Origin of the sequence: Streptomyces sp. NBC_01241, assembly GCF_041435435.1 — a bacterium.
In the GTDB taxonomy this organism is placed as follows: Bacteria; Actinomycetota; Actinomycetes; order Streptomycetales; family Streptomycetaceae; genus Streptomyces.
Window position 1 is genome coordinate 5,970,656 of sequence record NZ_CP108494.1, and the last position, 17,202, is coordinate 5,987,857.

Genomic DNA, 17,202 nt, shown 5'->3' on the forward strand with positions numbered 1-17,202 from the left:
TGACCATGGTGTGCATGCCTACGCATACGAACACCTCGTCCACACCCGTCACTGTGGCCGTCATCGGCCTCGGCGCCATGGGCCGGGCCCTCGCCGGCGCCTTCCTCGAAGCCGGCCACCGCACGACCATTTGGAACCGCTCGCCGGGCAAGGGCGAGGAGCTCGTCGCCCGGGGAGCCGTACGGGCCGGATCGGCCGAAGAAGCCGTACGCGCAAGTGAGTTGGTGATCGTCTGCGTCGTCGACCACGAGGCCTCGCGGCAGATCCTGGCGCCGCTGACGGACGCGTTCGCCGGGCGTGTGCTGGTTGACCTCACCTCGGACACCCCGGACAGTGTCCGTGCCTCCGCGGCCTGGGCGGATGCCCATGACGTCGAATATCTGGCAGGCGCCGTCATGGTGCCCATCGAGGTGATCGGCGGGCCGGAGGCGCTGATCTTCTACGCCGGGTCGCCGTCCGCGTACGACAGGTACGGGGCCGTACTCACGGCGCTCGGCGCCCACGCTCCGTTCCTGGGCCCGGATCACGGACTTGCCGCCGCATACGACATGGCGATGCTGGACTTCTTCTACGGGAGCATGGCGGGGCTGGTCCACGCCTTCGCCCTGGCCGGGGCCGAGAACGTTCCCGCGGCTGCCATCGCCCCGTATCTGCGGACCATCGTGAACATCCTGCCGCCGATCGTGGCCGGGACGGCGGCCGACATCGACGCGAAGGAGTACAACGGCGCGGGTGCCAACCTCGCCATGATGACCGCCGGTGTCGATCACGTGCTGCACGCGGCCCGCAGCAGGGGCCTGGACACGGCGCAACTGGAAGCGATCAAGGCCGTCGCCGACCGTGCCATCGCGAAGGGGCACGATGCCGACTCCTGGGCGAGCACCGTCGAGGCGATCGGCGGCTGAGCGGGCGGGCACGGCAAGGGCCCGCGACCGGACCTTGAGTGCTGCGGCCTCTCGATGGACCTTGAGTGTGCCTCGCGGACCCGGCGGCCGCGCCGTCGAGTGGAGCGGCGCGGAAGGGCGCACCATGGTAGGGCGCGAGTACGACATGGAGTACCTGCCAGGAGTTCGCCGGTGGCACGTGGACAGTTGCGGATCTACCTCGGGGCGGCCCCCGGGGTCGGGAAGACGTACGCCATGCTCGCGGAGGGGCAGCGGCTGCGTTCACTGGGCGCGGATGTCGTCGTGGGCTTCGTCGAACCGCACGGGCGTCGGCCGACCGCGGCCATGGCCGACGGTCTGGAGACGGTTCCCCGGCGTACCTCGGCCCATCGTGGTGCGGCGTTCTCCGAGATGGATCTGGACGCGGTGCTGGCCCGCCGCCCTCAGGTCGCGCTGGTGGACGAGCTGGCCCACTCCAATGTTCCCGGGGCCCGCAATGCCAAGCGGTGGCAGGACGTCGAGGAGCTCCTCGACATCGGCATCGACGTTGTCACCACGCTCAACGTCCAGCACCTGGAATCCCTTAATGACGTGGTCCGGCAGATCACCGGGGTCAGGCAGCGCGAGACGCTGCCCGACGAGGTGGCGCGTCGCGCCGATCAGATCGAGCTGGTCGATCTGCCGCCCGAGGTGCTGCGCCGCCGTATGGTGCACGGCGACGTCTACCCACCGGACCGCATCGAATCCGCCCTCACGCACTACTTCCGGGTAGGCAACCTGACCGCACTGCGGGAACTTGCCCTGCTGTGGCTCGCCGACCGGGTCGAGGAGGGGCTGCAGCGCTACCGGGCCGAACACGGCATCTCCGTTCCTTGGGAGACCCGGGAACGGATTCTCGTGGCCCTGAGCGGTGGCCCGGAGGGCGAGACGCTCATCCGCCGCGCCGCGCGGATCAGCGCTCGTACGCCCGGCACCGAACTGCTGGCCCTCCACGTGGTCCCGGAGGACGGGCTCACCGGCGTCGACCCGGCTGTACTGAACGCGCAGCGCACCCTTCTGGAGTCGCTCGGCGGCAGCTACCACCAGGCCAGGGGCGAGGGGGTTGCCGATGCCTTGCTCCAGTTCGCCGAGGCGGAGAGCGTCACTCAGATCGTGCTGGGTGCGAGCCGGCGCGGCCGTCTCGCCTCCTTTCTGAGAGCAGGTGTGGGAGAGCGGACGGTCAAGCGGTCCGGCCCCATCGACGTGCACATCGTCACCCATGAGGAGGCAGCAGGGACCGCTGTGCCGGTGTTTCCGCGTCCGAGTCGTGGCACGGGCCCACGGCGGTACTGGACCGCGCTGGCCGGCGCCGTGGTGCTGCTGCCCGTACTGACGCTGCTGCTGACCGCGCTCCGCGACCACCTCGGCCTCGCCGGCGACCTGGTGATCTATCTGCTTGCCGTGGTCGGGGTCGCCCTGGTCGGCGGTCTCTACCCCGCACTGTTCGCCGCGGTTGCCGCGGCGCTGCTCGCCGATTACTACTTCACGGCACCGATGCACTCGCTGGCCATCGAGCGCGCCGACGAGATCGCCGCGCTCGTGGTCTTCATCGCCACGGCCGCTCTCGTCGGCACGGCAGCCGGATCAGCCGCACAACGTACGCATCAGGCCGTACGTGCGACAGCGGAGGCGAAGGCGTTGAGCCGCCTGGCCACCGCCATGATGCGCGGCCAGGAGCTGCCGGCACTGGTGGAGCAGATCCGGGAGAACTTCGGCCTCAGAGCGATCAGCCTGCTCGAACGGGATCCCGAGGCATCCCCCGTGCCCCGCTGGTACGTGGTCGCCAGCGCAGGGGAACGGCCGCCGGAAAAGCCCTACGAGGCGGATGTGGAATGCCCGGTCGACGACAACCTCACGCTGGCCGCCCGCGGCAAAGGACTGAGTACGGAGGACCAACGCGTCCTCGCAGCGTGCGCCGCCGAACTGGGACTGGTCCACGACCGGGGACGTATCGTCGGGAGCGGCGGTGCCACGGACGCTCTCGCAGCCGCCGAACGGACCCGGGCATCACTGCTCCTGGCAGCAGGCCGCGATCTGCGCGCGCCCTTGCACACCGCCGAGGAGGCGCTCCAGCGCTTGCGGCGTCGGCGTGCCGGCGAGCCGGTTCCCGAGGAGACGCGGCTTTTGGACGCGGCCCGGGCGGCCGTGCACCGGGCGGCGCAGCTGGTCACCGATCTCGACGATCTGAGCCGTCTGCATGCCGGGGCCCTTGACCTCTACCTCCGCCCGGTCGACCTCAACGAGGCACTGGGCGCCGCCTTGGACGACCTCGGGCCCGGTGGCCACTCGATCGTTCTGCGCCTGCCGGAACAGCTTCCTGACGTGATCGCCGACGCCGCGCTCCTCACCCGTGCCCTGACCGCACTCGGGGCCGACGCACTGCGGCACAGCCCACCGGACCGGCCCCCCGTCTTCACCGCCGAGGCCCGGGGCGACCGGCTGGTGATCCAGGTGAAGGACGGGACGCACGGCCCGGGCCCGGAGCCGGGCAAAGCAGTCGCCCGGGCATCGAGTACCCGCGGTGACAGTCTGGCTCTGCGGCTGTCGCGCGACCTCACCGAAGCCATGAACGGTGCCCTGGAGACGACCGTCGAGGACGGCGGCGCCGCCTTCTCGGTGGCGCTCACTCTTCCGAGCGCCGCGCCCGGTGGCGGCGTGACGTTCGGCCATGCCGGGTGAATCCCCACGCTCCACGCTCCACGTTCACCTGATCGGCCCGCGGAGCATCGGGCCACTCCCGCAGCGAACTGATATAGCGTCAAAAATATCCTTCGCGCCATATTTTTTTGCGCCATATTCCGACCGGGGTGAGCAGTCCCGCCTCTGATGCCTCTGTGAGGTGCTTCGCGTATGCCGGACGTAGCGTTCATCGGCCTCACGGTCGTGGTGTTCGCACTCATTGGTCTGGTCGCAAAGGGGGTCGGACGTCTGTGAGCGCGGAAAACATCGTGGGCTTGATCGTTGCCGTATGCCTCGTGATCTACCTGGTCGCCTGCCTGATTTTCCCTGAGAAATTCTAGGCGGAGATGCCTGATGAACGACACTCTCGCGGGATGGCTCCAAGTACTCGCCCTGGCCGTCGCGCTGGGACTCTCGTTTCGGCCGTTGGGCGACTACACGGCCCGCGTCCTGACCACCGATCGCCATGGGCGGGCGGAACGCCTGATCTACCGGGCAGGCGGAGTGAACGGCGACGCCGACCAGACGTGGCCGGTCTACCTGCGCAGCACTCTGGCGTTCTCCGCGGTGTCGGTAGTGTTCCTGTACGCATTCCTTCGCCTGCAGAACCATCTCCTGCTGTCTCTGGGAATGAAGCCGGTCAGCCCGGACCAGTCGTTCAACACCGCGGCATCCTTCGTCACCAATACCAATTGGCAGTCGTATTCCGGTGAATCGGCCATGGGACACCTGGTCCAGATGGCGGGCCTCGCGGTGCAGAATTTCGTCTCGGCGGCTGTGGGTATCGCCGTCGTCGCCGCACTGATCCGGGGCTTCGTCAGGAAGAAGACCGATCGCGTCGGAAATTTCTGGGTCGACCTGACTCGGATCGTGTTTCGCGTTCTACTGCCCCTGGCATTCGTCTTCGCGATCGTTCTGGTGGCCGCAGGTACCATTCAGAATTTCCACGGAATCCACGACATCACCACCATCGCAGGCGGACACCAGGGCATGACCGGGGGCCCCGTCGCCTCCCAGGAGGCCATCAAGCAACTGGGTACCAACGGCGGTGGTTTCTACAACGCGAACTCCGCCCACCCCTTCGAGAACCCCAACGCCTTCACCAACCTGATCGAGATCTACCTCCTGCTGGTCATCGCGTTCTCGCTGCCGCGGACTTTCGGGAGGATGGTCGGCGACAACCGGCAGGGCTACGCGATCGTTGCCGTGATGGTACTGATCTGGGGTGCATCGGTCGCCCTCGTGACCGTCAATGAGCTGCACAGCGTCAGCAGCACGGCAGGTCACGCGGCCGGCGGAATGACGGAGGGCAAGGAGACGCGGTTCGGGATCTGGGCCTCCGCCCTGTTCGCCGCATCCACCACCCTCACGTCGTGCGGAGCGATCAACTCCTCCCACGACTCGTACACGCCGGGCGGCGGCGGAATGACGATCTTCAACATGATGCTGGGGGAGATCGCGCCCGGCGGCACCGGATCCGGGCTCTACGGAATCCTGATCCTGGCGATCGTCACGGTCTTCGTCGCCGGACTGATGGTCGGCCGTACGCCCGAGTACCTGGGCAAGAAACTCCGGGGCCGGGAGATGAAGTTCGCCTCGCTCTACATCCTGACCACGCCCGCGCTCGTGCTGGTCGGTGCGGGGCTGGCGATGGCGTTCCCGGGTGAAAGGGCCGCGATGCTCAACTCCGGACCGCACGGCTTCTCCGAGGTCCTGTACGCCTTCACGTCGGCTGCGAACAACAACGGGTCGGCGTTCGCGGGGCTGAGCGCGAACACCGTCTGGTACAACACCACGCTCGGTGTGGTCATGCTCGTCGGCCGGTTCCTGCCGATGGTGTTCGTTCTGGCGCTCGCCGGCTCGCTCGCCGGGCAGCAGTCCATTCCGGTCACCGCGGGCACCCTGCCCACTCACCGGCCGCAGTTCGTCGCGCTGTTGATCGGAGTGATCCTCATCGTTGTCGGTCTGACGTACTTCCCCGCGCTCGCACTCGGCCCTCTTGCGGAGGGCCTGCGCTGATGTCCACGACCACTACTCCTGCTCCCACCCCGCCGGGCGCCGGGCGTCAGCAGCACCGGGTCCCGGGCGGACTGCTCGATCCCAAGCAACTTCTGACGTCCCTCCCCGACGCCCTGCGCAAGCTGGATCCGCGCTTGATGGTCCACAACCCCGTCATGTTCGTGGTGGAGGTCGGGGCGGTGCTGACCACGCTGTCGGCCATCAGCATGCCCAGTGTCTTCGCCTGGGTGATCACGGCATGGCTCTGGCTGACGTCGCTCTTCGCCAATCTCGCCGAAGCCGTGGCCGAAGGACGCGGCAAGGCCCAGGCGGAGACCCTGCGCCGCACCAGGACGACGACGAAGGCCCGCCGTCTCACCGGCTGGCGGCCAGGCGCGACCGACGCCGCAGAGGAGGAGGTTCCGGGCGTCGAACTCCGGCTGGGCGATCATGTCGTCGTCGAGGCCGGGCAGACCATCCCCGGCGACGGCGATGTGGTCGAGGGCATCGCGAGTGTCGACGAATCGGCCATCACGGGCGAGTCGGCGCCGGTGATCCGCGAGTCCGGTGGTGACCGGTCGGCGGTCACGGGCGGAACCAAGGTGCTCTCGGACCGGATCGTAGTGAAGATCACCTCGAAGCCGGGGGAGACCTTCATCGACCGGATGATCGCACTCGTGGAGGGAGCCGCGAGGCAGAAGACACCGAACGAGGTCGCGCTCAACATCCTGCTCGCATCCCTCACGATCATTTTCCTGATCGCGGTGGCGACCCTGCAACCCTTCGCCATCTTCGCGGGGGCCGAGCAGACCATCGTCGTCCTCGTCGCCCTCGTCGTTGCCCTGATCCCCACGACGATCGGGGCGCTGCTGTCGGCGATCGGCATCGCGGGCATGGACCGACTCGTGCAGCGCAACGTGCTGGCGATGTCCGGGCGCGCGGTGGAGGCCGCGGGCGACGTCAATACCCTGCTGCTCGACAAGACCGGCACCATCACCCTCGGCAACCGCCAGGCCGCCGAGTTCCTGCCGGTGGACGGGGTGATCACCGAAGAACTCGCGGATGCCGCCCAGCTGTCATCGATCGCCGACGAGACGCCCGAGGGCCGCTCGATCGTCGTCCTCGCCAAGGAGCAATACGCGCTGCGCGGCCGTAGCGAGGGCGAACTGGCCACGGCACAGTTCGTACCCTTCACCGCCCAGAGCCGGATGAGCGGTGTCGACATCAGTGATCCTCAGGACCATCGGTCTTTGCGCAAGGGAGCGGCGACGGCAGTGATGCGCTGGGTCCGTGACAACGGCGGCCACCCCACGGCAGAGGTCGGTGCCATCGTCGACGGAATCGCCGCGAGCGGCGGCACCCCGCTGGTCGTCGGCGAAGTGACCCGGCAGGGCGAAGCTCGCAGCGCCCGGGTTCTCGGCGTCATCCACCTGAAGGACGTCGTCAAGGAAGGCATGCGCGAACGCTTCGACGAACTGCGCCGCATGGGCATCAGAACCGTCATGATCACCGGAGACAACCCGCTGACCGCGCGCGCCATCGCCCAGGAGGCAGGGGTGGACGACTTCCTCGCCGAGGCCGCACCCGAGGACAAGATGGCCCTGATCCGGCGCGAACAGGCGGGCGGCAAGCTGGTCGCGATGACGGGCGACGGTACGAACGACGCGCCCGCGCTCGCCCAGGCCGATGTCGGCGTGGCGATGAACACCGGTACCTCGGCCGCCAAGGAGGCCGGGAACATGGTGGACCTGGACTCCAACCCGACCAAGCTGATCGAGATCGTCGAGATCGGCAAGCAGTTGCTGATGACCCGTGGCGCGCTGACGACGTTCTCGATCGCCAACGACGTCGCGAAGTACTTCGCGATCATCCCGGCCATGTTCGCGATGGTCTACCCGGGCCTGGACAAACTCAACATCATGCGTCTGCACAGTCCGACCTCGGCGATCGCCTCGGCGATCGTGTTCAACGCGCTGATCATCGTCGCGCTGATCCCGCTTGCGCTGCGCGGCGTGCGCTACCGGCCGTCCTCCGCAGCGAAACTGCTCAGCCACAACATCTGGATGTACGGGCTCGGCGGGCTGGTACTGCCCTTCGTGGGCATCAAACTCCTTGATCTCCTCCTCCAGTTCATCCCCGGACTGCGCTGACAGACGTCCCGACGACGTCCCGACGGAAGAAAGAAGGCGATCCCACGGTGCGCACCCACCTTCCCCCCGTACTCCGGCACCATCTGACCGCCCTGCGGATGCTTCTCGTGTTCACCCTGGTCACCGGCATCGCCTATCCGCTGCTCGTCACCGCCATCGCCCAGGCCGGTTTCTCCCACCAGGCCAACGGTTCGCTGCTGACGACGAACGGCAAGCCGGTGGCCTCCTCACTGATCGGCCAGAACTTCACACTGCCGAAGAAGAATCCCCAGGGCGCGCAGGAGCCGCTGCGCCCCGACCCCACGTGGTTCCAGCCCCGCCCGTCCACGGGCGGCTACGACCCCGTGAACTCGGGCGCCTCCAACCTTGGACCGAACAACACCGATCTGATCGAGACCGTCCACAACCGCCTTGCCGCCGTCGCCGCCTTTGACGGAGTTCCGCTCTCGTCCGTCCCCCCGGACGCCGTGACCGCCAGCGGCTCCGGCCTCGACCCGGCGATCTCCCCGGCCTACGCCTACGAACAGGTCGACCGTGTCGCGAAGGCCCGCCACCTCGCGCCCGCCGAGGTCAGGGCGCTGGTCGCCCAGCACGTCCAGGGGCGTGTTCTGGGCTTCCTGGGGCAGGAACACGTCAACGTGGTCGAACTCAACCACGATCTGGCCAAGCTGGTGTGACCACCATGCAGGGGGTCGACAGTGGCGCGGGTCGAACCGAAGCCGGACGACGGCTCCTCCGACGGGACGGGCCCGCGCCGTCAAGCCGCCACGGCGACGTCGGGCACGGCCCGGTGGTCGTCGCGGGCCCCTCCGCCCGGCTCACACGGGCTTGAACCAGACCGTCGCCAGCGGCGGCAGCGTCAGCAGGATGCTGCTGGGACGGCCGTGCGAGGCCACCCGTTCGGGCTTCAGCGGGCCGGAATGGCGCACGTCGCTGCCGCCGTACCGGGCGGCGTCCGTGTTGAGGACCTCCGCCCACGCGACCTGATCGCCGAGGACGTCCGGCACGCCGATGCGGTAGTCCTGCCGCACCACCGGGGAGAAGTTGCAGACGGCGAGCAGCGGCGAGCCGTGCGCGTCGTAGCGCAGGAAGGCGAAGGCGTTGTCCTCGGCCGCGCCGCCGTCCACCCAGTCGAAGCCCTCCGGGACGGTGTCGCGCTGCCAGAGCGCGGGCGTGGCGGCGTACACCGCGTTCAGGTCGCCGACCAGAGTGCGTACGCCCCGGTGGTCGCTCTGAGCCTCGTACGAGGGGTCGAGCAGCCACCAGTCCGGGCCGTGCCCCTCGGACCACTCCGCTCCCTGTGCGAACTCCTGCCCCATGAACAGGAGTTGCTTGCCCGGGTGGGCCCACATGAAGCCGAGATACGCCCGGTGGTTGGCGCGCCGCTGCCACCAGTCGCCGGGCATCTTGCTGACCAGCGCCTGCTTTCCGTGCACCACCTCGTCGTGCGAGATCGGCAGGACGAAGTTCTCGCTGTACGCGTACACCATCGAGAAGGTCATCTCGTTGTGGTGGTACTTGCGGTGCACCGGCTCCTTCGACATGTACTGGAGGGAGTCGTGCATCCAGCCCATGTTCCACTTCAGCCCGAAGCCGAGCCCACCGAAACCGTCGGGGCCGACATGGTGGGTGGCGCGGGTGACGCCGTTCCAGGCGGTGGACTCCTCGGCGATGGTGACGACGCCCGGATTGCGCCGGTAGACGGTGGCGTTCATCTCCTGGAGGAAGGAGACGGCGTCCAGATTCTCCCGGCCGCCACGCTCGTTCGGGGACCAGTCCCCGTCCTCGCGCGAGTAGTCGAGATAGAGCATCGAGGCGACGGCATCGACCCGCAGTCCGTCGATGTGGAACTCTTCGCACCAGTAAGTCGCGTTGGCGACGAGGAAGTTGCGTACCTCCTTGCGACCGTAGTCGAACTCCAGCGTGCCCCAGTCCGGATGCGCCGCCCGTGACTGGTCCGAGTGTTCGTACAGCGGACGGCCGTCGAACTCCGCGAGCGCCCAGTCGTCGCGCGGGAAGTGCGCGGGCACCCAGTCGACGATGACGCCGATACCGGCCCGGTGCAGCGCGTCGACGAGGAAACGGAAGTCGTCCGGTGTGCCCAGTCGCGACGTCGGCGCGTAGAAGCCGGTGACCTGATAGCCCCACGAACCACCGAAGGGATGCTCGGAGACCGGCATCATCTCCACATGGGTGAACCCCAGATCCTTTACGTAACGAGGGAGTTGGGTGGCCAACTCGCGGTACGTGAGTCCCGGGCGCCAGGACGGCAGATGCACCTCGTACACGGAGAACGGCGCCTCGTGCACCGGTACGTCGCCCCGGTGGGCCACCCACTCCTGGTCCCGCCACTCGTGGTGCGAGGCCGTCACGATCGAGGCGGTGGCGGGCGGGACCTCGGTGCGGCGGGCCATCGGGTCGGCGCGCGTGGTGTGCGAACCGTCCGGGCGGCAGATGTCGAACTTGTAGAGCGTGCCCTCCCCGATCCCGGGCAGGAACAGTTCCCACACCCCGGAGGAGCCGAGCGAACGCATCGGAAAGCCCGTGCCGTCCCAGAAGTTGAAGTCACCGACGACCCGCACCCCGCGCGCGTCGGGGGCCCATACGGTGAACCGGGTACCCGGAACGCCCTGGTGTTCCATGGGCTGCGCGCCGAGGGCGGTCCACAGCTCCTCGTGCCGCCCCTCGCCGATCAGATGCAGATCGAGATCGCCGAGCGCGGGCAGGAAGCGGTACGGATCGTGCACCTCGATCTCGTTTTCCTCGTAGGCGACCAGGAGTTGGTACTCGGGGAGTGAGGGCATCGGCAGCAGCCCGGAGAAGAGGCCGTCGCCGTCGTCGTGCAGCTGTGCCCGCAGTCCCTTGGCGAGCACGGTCACGGACCGCGCGTACGGGCGCAGCACCCGGAAGGTCACACCGCCGCGCACCATATGGGCGCCGAGCAGGTCGTGCGGGGCGTGGTGCTCGCCGTACAGCAGCCGGGCCCGGTCGCCGTCGTCGAGGGGCTGCGCCTTGCGTACTCCCTGGCTGCCGGCTCCTCCCCGGCGAAGCGGCGGCGTAACACCGGAATCGGCACCGGAATCGGCACCGGCACCGGCATCGACTCGCTTGGACGCAGGCCTCTTCCGCTTGGCGGAGCCGGCCGGTTCCGGAGGGGGCTGGGCAGCCGCCTTCGCCGGGGCCGCGGGGGATGCCTTGCCGGCCGGTGTCACCGGTGGGGCTTGCGGGGCCTCGACCTCGGTCTCGATCTCGGCTTCGGTGCGGGCGGACGATGTACGGGAGGGCTTGCGGGCGGTCACGGGGACAGCCTCCTCGGAGGGTGTTGGCGGAGCGGAGCGGAGCGGGGCGGGAGGAACGAAAACGTGAACGGGACGGGCGGCGGCCTCGAACCGGGCGACAGGGGCGGCGCCCCGGGCCGTCAGTCCGCGACCACGGCGGCCAGGCGGTGGATCGCCGCCATCGGGACCGGCAGCCAGTCGGGCCGGTGACGTGCCTCGTACAGCACCTCGTACACCGCCTTGTCGGTCTCATGGGCGCGCAGCAGCTCCGGTTCGCTGCGCGGGTCGACGCCCGCGGCCTCGGCGTACCCCTCGCAGTAGGCGGTCCGGCAGCGCGCCGCCCACTCGGCGTTCCACGGGCGGTGCGAGCGGGCCGCGTAGTCGAAGGAGCGGAGCATGCCCGCGATGTCGCGCACCGGGGGCTGCGGCCGGCGGCGCTCGGGCAGCGGCCGGGCCGGTTCGCCCTCGAAGTCGATCAGTGACCAGAAGCCGTCGGCCGCGCGCAGCGTCTGGCCGAGGTGGAGATCGCCGTGGACCCGTTGGGCCGCCCAGTTGCGGCCCCGGTGACCCAGCGCGGCCACCGCGTCGAAGGCGGTGCGCAGCCCGGGGACGTACGGCGTGAGGGCCGGTACCGCGTGCGCGGCGGCCTCCAGCCGCTGCACCATCGCGGCGGCGAGGTGCTCGGTCTGGGCGCGGCGCAGAGCGGGCTGCGGCAGTGCGGCGGCGAGCGCGGTGTGGACCTCGGCGGTGGCCCTGCCGAGGGCGTGTGCCTCGCCGGTGAAGTCGAGGCCCTTGGCGAGGGCGCGCAGGGCGAGCTGCCAGCCGTCCTCCGCGCCGCGCAGGAACGGCTGCAGGACGCCGAGGGTGAGCGGCTCGGGGGCGGCGGCCTCGAACCAGGCGACGGGGGCGGGCACCCGTCCGCAGCCCTCGCGCGCGAGGGCGAGCGGCAGTTCCAGATCGGGGTTGGTGCCCGGGAAGATCCGGCGGAAGATCTTGAGGATGTAGGCGTCGCCGTAGACGAGCGAGGTGTTGGACTGCTCGGTGTCGAGCAGTCGCGGCGCCAGCCCCGCGGCGATCGGGGCGCCGCCCCGGTCGAAGCGCAGCGCGCCGAGGGTGCCGGGCGCACGGAACCGTTCCAGCAGGAGTTCGGCGAGGCGCGGGTCGTGCAGCCCCTCGTAGACGGTGCGGCCGGCGAGCGGCCCGTCCGTCACGTGCCCGATGAGCGCGGGCGCCAGCCGCGACGGCAGCACGGACCGTACGCCGAGCAGGATTTGATAGCAGTCGTCCGGCGACTGCCCTGGCATGGACGGCTGATGGGCCCGGACCAGCAGATGGAGCAGCCCGGTGCGGGCGCGGGCCGGGCCGGTGTCCACCGGCAGTATCTCGGTCGCCGACAGCAGCGAGAAGGCCGCGATCGGCTGCCCCTTGCCCGCGAACCACCGTTGCCGGGGCAGCCATTCGTGCAACAGGGGGGCGAGAGACGGGAGCAGAGCTGTGCTGTCAGCCAGGGCGACCCGAGTGGATGCAGCCTCCGACATGGCATCGCGTCCTTTCCCCGGGCACACCACAGGATGCGAAGAGTGTCCCGGATTGCGGCATTGGCTGTCCGGCTGTGCGGGACGTGTCGGGTCAGGATGGTCCGTACGGACTCGACTCGAAGGGTTCGAAACGCCAGCGGGGACCCGGAAGGTCCCGGAAGTGCTCGATGTGGGGGGAGAGTGCCCCGTGCGGGGCGGCGGAAACCGCCCCGCGGTGGGTGGTGGGAGGTGGCGCCCGGTCAGTTCGGCGGTGCGTCCTTGCGCAGCCGGAACCAGTAGAAACCGTGTCCGGCGAGAGTCAGCAGGTAGGGCCACTCGCCGATGGCGGGGAAGCGCACCCCGCCGATCAGCTCCACCGGATGACGCCCGTTGAACGACCGCAGATCGACCTCCGTCGGCTGCGCGAACCGCGAGAAGTTGTGCACGCACAGCACGAGATCGTCCCCGTGCTCCCGGGTGAAGGCGAGCACGGCGGGGTTCGACGACGGCAGTTCGCTGAACGAACCGAGACCGAAGGCGGGGTTTTGCTTACGGATCTCGATCATCCGCCGCGTCCAGTGCAGCAGTGACGACGGAGACGCCATCGACGCTTCGACATTGGCGACTTGATAGCCGTAGACCGGATCCATGATCGTGGGGAGGTAGAGCCGCCCGGGGTCGCTGGAGGAGAATCCGGCGTTCCGGTCGGGGGTCCACTGCATCGGCGTGCGGACCGCGTCCCGGTCGCCCAGCCAGATGTTGTCGCCCATCCCGATCTCGTCCCCGTAATAGAGGATCGGGGAGCCGGGCAGGGACAACAACAGCGCCGTGAACAGCTCGATCTGGTTGCGGTCGTTGTCCAGCAGGGGGGCGAGCCGCCGCCGGATGCCGATGTTGGCCCGCATCCGCGGATCCTTGGCGTACTCCGCGTACATGTAGTCGCGCTCTTCGTCCGTGACCATTTCGAGGGTGAGCTCGTCGTGGTTGCGCAGGAAGATGCCCCACTGACAGTTCTTCGGGATCGCCGGTGTCTTCGCCAGGATTTCGGAGACCGGGTAGCGGCTCTCGCGCCGGACGGCCATGAAGATCCGTGGCATCACCGGGAAATGGAACGCCATGTGGCACTCGTCGCCGCCGGCCTGGAACTCGCCGAAGTAGTCGACGACGTCCTCCGGCCACTGGTTGGCCTCGGCGAGCAGCACGGTGTCCGGGTAGTGCGCGTCGATCTCCTTGCGGACCCGCTTGAGGAAGTCGTGGGTCTCCGGGAGGTTCTCGCAGTTGGTTCCCTCGCGCTGGTAGAGGTACGGCACGGCGTCCACGCGGAAACCGTCGATGCCGAGGTCCAGCCAGAAGCGCAGCGCGGAGATGATCTCCTCCTGCACCGCCGGGTTCTCGTAGTTGAGATCGGGCTGGTGGGAGAAGAACCGGTGCCAGTAGTACTGCTTGCGCACCGGGTCGAAGGTCCAGTTGGACGTCTCCGTGTCGACGAAGATGATCCGGGCGTCCGGGAACTGCTTGTCGTCGTCGGCCCAGACGTAGTAGTCGCCGTACGGCCCGTCGGGGTCGGTGCGGGACTGCTGGAACCACTCGTGCTGATCGCTCGTGTGGTTCATGACGAAGTCGATGATCACGCGCATGCCGCGCTGGTGCGCGGCGTCGACGAACTCCACGAAGTCGGCCAGGTCGCCGAACTCCGGGAGCACGGCGGTGTAGTCGGAGACGTCGTAACCGCCGTCGCGCAGCGGCGACTTGAAGAACGGCGGCAGCCAGAGGCAGTCGACGCCGAGCCACTGCAGATAGTCCAGCTTGGCGGTGATGCCCTTGAGGTCGCCGATGCCGTCGCCGTTGGAGTCCTGGAAGGATCGGACGAGGACCTCGTAGAAAACGGCACGCTTGAACCAGTCGGGATCGCGGTCCTTGGCCGGGGTGTCCTCGAACAGGTCGTGGACGGGCTCATTGACGATCATGGTGTGGGTGACCCTCCGGTCGGCGGGGACGGTCGCAGGACGACGATGTGCGCGGGCGTGACGCCCGGCTCCAGACGCACATAGAAGGTCCTGCCCCAGTGATAGGTATCGCCGGTGAGCTCGTCGCGCACCGGCACGCTCTCGTGCCGGTCGAGGCCGAGTCGCGGCATGTCCAACGAGACCGTGGCCTCGTGGGTGTGGTGCGGGTCGAGGTTGACGACCACCAGAACGATGTTCGAACCCGAACGCTTGCTGTAGACGATCAACGCGTCGTTGTCGACGGAGTGGAAGTGCACATCGCGCAGTTGCTGCAGCGCCGGGTGGCGGCGCCTGATGCGGTTGAGACGGGTGATGAGCGGGGCCAGTGAGCGGCCCTCGCGCTCCGCCGACTCCCAGTCCCTGGGCCGGATCTCATACTTCTCCGAGTGGAGGTACTCCTCGCTGCCGGGCCGGATCGGGGTGTTCTCGCACAGTTCGTACCCCGCGTACACACCCCAGGCCGGCGAGAGCGTGGCGGCGAGAACGGCCCGCGCCTCGAAGGCCGGACGGCCCCCGTCCTGGAGGTAGCCCGACAGGATGTCCGGGGTGTTCACGAAGAAGTTGGGGCGCATGTAGGAGGCGGTCTCGCCCGACAACTCGGTCACGTAGTCGGTGATTTCCTGCTTGCTGTTGCGCCAGGTGAAATACGTGTAGGACTGCTGGAAGCCGATGGCGGCGAGCGTACGCATCATCGCGGGCCGGGTGAATGCCTCGGCCAGGAAGATCACATCCGGGTCGGTCCGGTTGATATCGGCGATCACCTTCTCCCAGAAGATCACCGGTTTGGTGTGCGGATTGTCGACGCGGAAGATCCGTACCCCGTGGCCCATCCAGAAACGGAGAATGCACCCGGTCTCCTCGACCAGGCCGGGCAGGTCCTTGTCGAAGGCGATCGGATAGATGTCCTGGTATTTCTTCGGCGGATTCTCCGCGTACGCGATCGTGCCGTCCGCGCGGTGATGGAACCACTCGGGGTGTTTTTCGACCCAGGGGTGGTCGGGGGAACACTGGAGCGCGAAATCCAGCGCGATCTCCATGCGCAGGGTGCGGGCGGTAGCGACGAAATGATCGAAGTCGTCGAGCGTGCCGAGTTCGGGATGGACGGCGTCGTGACCGCCCTCGGTCGAACCGATCGCCCAGGGCACGCCCACGTCGTGCGGGGCGGGGGAGAGCGAGTTGTCGGGGCCCTTGCGGTGGGTGGTTCCGATGGGGTGGATGGGCGGGAGATAGACGACGTCGAAGCCCATGGCGGCGACCGCGGGAAGCCGTTCGGCGGCCGTACGGAACGTGCCGCTGATGATCCTCTCCGGCTGGACCGCCGTCTTTCCCGCCCTGCCGGTTCTGCCCTTCTTCGCCGTACCGGCGGGCTTGGCCGGTACCACCCTGGCGCCCTCCGAACGGGGGAACAGCTCGTACCAGGAGCCGAACAGGGCCCGCCGGCGCTCGACCAGCAGGGGGAGTGGGTGGGACGCGGTGACCAGTTCGCGCAGCGGGTGACGGTCGAGCGCGGCCCGCGCCGCGGGGACGAGCGCCGCGGCGAGCCGGGCGGCGGCCGGGCGGGACTTGTCGCGCAGGGCGTCGGCCGCGTCCAGCACCGCCTCGCGCCCGTCGCGCTTGGGCACGCCCGCGGCGGCCCGTTCATACAGCTCGGCGCCCTCCGCCAGGACGAGCGCGGTGTCGATCCCGGCCGGGATCTTGATCCGGGCCTGCTGCCGCCAGGTGGTGACCGGATCGCTCCAGGCCTCGACCGTATACGTCCAGTGGCCCTCGCAGGCCGGGGTGACATCGGCGCCCCAGCGGTCGGTGCCGGGGGCGAGCTCGCGCATCGGCGTCCAGCGACCGGGGCGCCCGTTCGGATCCAGCAGGACCACATTGGCGGCGACGGCGTCATGGCCCTCCTGGAAGACGGTCGCGGTGACCTGGAACGTCTCACCGGCAACGGCCTTGGCAGGCCTTCTGCCGCAGTCGACGAGTGGGCGGACGTCGAGGACGGGAATGCGACCGATCATGGAATCACCTGGGGACTGAGGCTCGGACCGAACGGGACGCGACGCGACCGCGGAGGGCGGAATTCGCGCACCGCGACCGATGGGGTCCGTCCTTTCTAGCTGCTCTGTTGACGACTGACGGGGTGTGGGCATGGCCGCTCCTGTCCGCATTCACTCGAATGGCACTCGAATGGCTGGGGTGCGGATGTGTTTCGCGGAGGTAAACCGGCTGGACACCGGTCCCGCGGGTGCCTCGTATTCATGCTGCATTCGGGCGGCATTCGCATGTTCCCGTGACGCACTCGGGCTCCGTACCGGAGAAGCCTTCCCACGATTCCCGGGAGGGCAATCCGGTGGTGTGTCAACTACTCGGGCGTATCTGTAACGAACTGAATGCGCCGAGCGCTGCCGCACGTGCGCGGGCTCGTCGGTGCTTCCCGGACGCCACTGGGCAGCTTTCCCCTTGGTGCGGCGTGTCACAAGACCGGACGAGGCAAGGGAATCGGCCATTACCTGCGGGGCGGATGTGTCTATACGGGCCGTGAGGGGCGCCGGGTGCGGATGAGGCGGATCGGTCGGCGCGGAGATCGCCCCCGGGCGGAAACGGAGCGGAACAGGGGTGCGGCCCACGGCTGATGCCGAGGGTGACGGAGCGGCGCACCC

At 68.7% G+C, this 17,202-nt stretch carries 10 protein-coding genes; 6 read left to right on the top strand and 4 right to left on the bottom strand.

Translation table 11 applies throughout. The features are described from left to right. Positions 1-14: 14 nt before the first annotated feature. The 6 genes from OG306_RS26895 (at position 15) to kdpC (ending at position 8,427) form a co-directional block, all read left to right on the top strand. Positions 15-905, top strand: coding sequence for an NAD(P)-dependent oxidoreductase (locus OG306_RS26895; RefSeq protein ID WP_323183947.1), 891 nt, complete (start codon positions 15-17; stop codon positions 903-905). Between the two features lie 171 nt (positions 906-1,076). Further along, complete coding sequence (locus tag OG306_RS26900) at positions 1,077-3,602, top strand: sensor histidine kinase (protein ID WP_371665675.1); 2,526 nt, start codon at positions 1,077-1,079, stop codon at positions 3,600-3,602. A 269-nt stretch (positions 3,603-3,871) separates the two neighbouring features. After that, positions 3,872-3,943, top strand: a complete 72-nt coding sequence (gene kdpF, locus OG306_RS26905; protein ID WP_266752464.1) for a K(+)-transporting ATPase subunit F — start codon at positions 3,872-3,874, stop codon at positions 3,941-3,943. 13 nt (positions 3,944-3,956) lie between these two features. Next, the gene (kdpA, locus tag OG306_RS26910) at positions 3,957-5,621 is read left to right on the top strand and encodes a potassium-transporting ATPase subunit KdpA (protein WP_266748672.1); all 1,665 of its coding nucleotides are present in this window, start codon (positions 3,957-3,959) and stop codon (positions 5,619-5,621) included. Next, complete coding sequence (gene kdpB, locus OG306_RS26915) at positions 5,621-7,750, top strand: potassium-transporting ATPase subunit KdpB (protein WP_266748673.1); 2,130 nt, start codon at positions 5,621-5,623, stop codon at positions 7,748-7,750. Before kdpA ends, kdpB begins: the two co-directional genes overlap by 1 nt. 47 nt (positions 7,751-7,797) lie before the next feature. After that, complete coding sequence (gene kdpC, locus OG306_RS26920; protein WP_266748675.1) at positions 7,798-8,427, top strand: potassium-transporting ATPase subunit KdpC; 630 nt, start codon at positions 7,798-7,800, stop codon at positions 8,425-8,427. A gap of 141 nt (positions 8,428-8,568) precedes the next feature. Here kdpC and glgB read toward each other — a convergent pair whose 3' ends face one another. The 4 genes from glgB to OG306_RS26940 form a co-directional block, all read right to left on the bottom strand. Then, on the bottom strand, positions 8,569-11,049 hold the full coding sequence (gene glgB / locus OG306_RS26925) for a 1,4-alpha-glucan branching enzyme (protein WP_371665676.1): 2,481 nt from the start codon (positions 11,047-11,049) through the stop codon (positions 8,569-8,571). Positions 11,050-11,168: 119 nt separating this feature from the next. Further along, positions 11,169-12,566 (bottom strand): maltokinase N-terminal cap-like domain-containing protein, encoded by a 1,398-nt coding sequence (locus tag OG306_RS26930; protein WP_266748678.1) that lies wholly within the window; start codon positions 12,564-12,566, stop codon positions 11,169-11,171. A 239-nt stretch (positions 12,567-12,805) separates the two neighbouring features. Then, entirely contained in the window at positions 12,806-14,512 is a 1,707-nt protein-coding gene (gene treS / locus OG306_RS26935) for a maltose alpha-D-glucosyltransferase (protein WP_266748680.1), read from the bottom strand. Continuing rightward, a complete protein-coding gene (locus tag OG306_RS26940) occupies positions 14,509-16,560 on the bottom strand; it encodes an alpha-1,4-glucan--maltose-1-phosphate maltosyltransferase (protein ID WP_266748681.1) in 2,052 nt (683 codons plus the stop codon). Before OG306_RS26940 ends, treS begins: the two co-directional genes overlap by 4 nt. Positions 16,561-17,202: the final 642 nt, after the last annotated feature.

Excerpts from the sequence above, each read along its gene's own strand:
- OG306_RS26895 (WP_323183947.1), top strand. The coding sequence starts at position 15 with ATGCCTACGCATACGAACACCTCGTCCACACCCGTCACTGTGGCCGTC.
- kdpA (WP_266748672.1), top strand. The coding sequence starts at position 3,957 with ATGAACGACACTCTCGCGGGATGGCTCCAAGTACTCGCCCTGGCCGTC.
- kdpB (WP_266748673.1), top strand. The coding sequence starts at position 5,621 with ATGTCCACGACCACTACTCCTGCTCCCACCCCGCCGGGCGCCGGGCGT.
- OG306_RS26930 (WP_266748678.1), bottom strand. The coding sequence starts at position 12,566 with ATGTCGGAGGCTGCATCCACTCGGGTCGCCCTGGCTGACAGCACAGCT.
- treS (WP_266748680.1), bottom strand. The coding sequence starts at position 14,512 with ATGATCGTCAATGAGCCCGTCCACGACCTGTTCGAGGACACCCCGGCC.
- OG306_RS26940 (WP_266748681.1), bottom strand. The coding sequence starts at position 16,560 with ATGATCGGTCGCATTCCCGTCCTCGACGTCCGCCCACTCGTCGACTGC.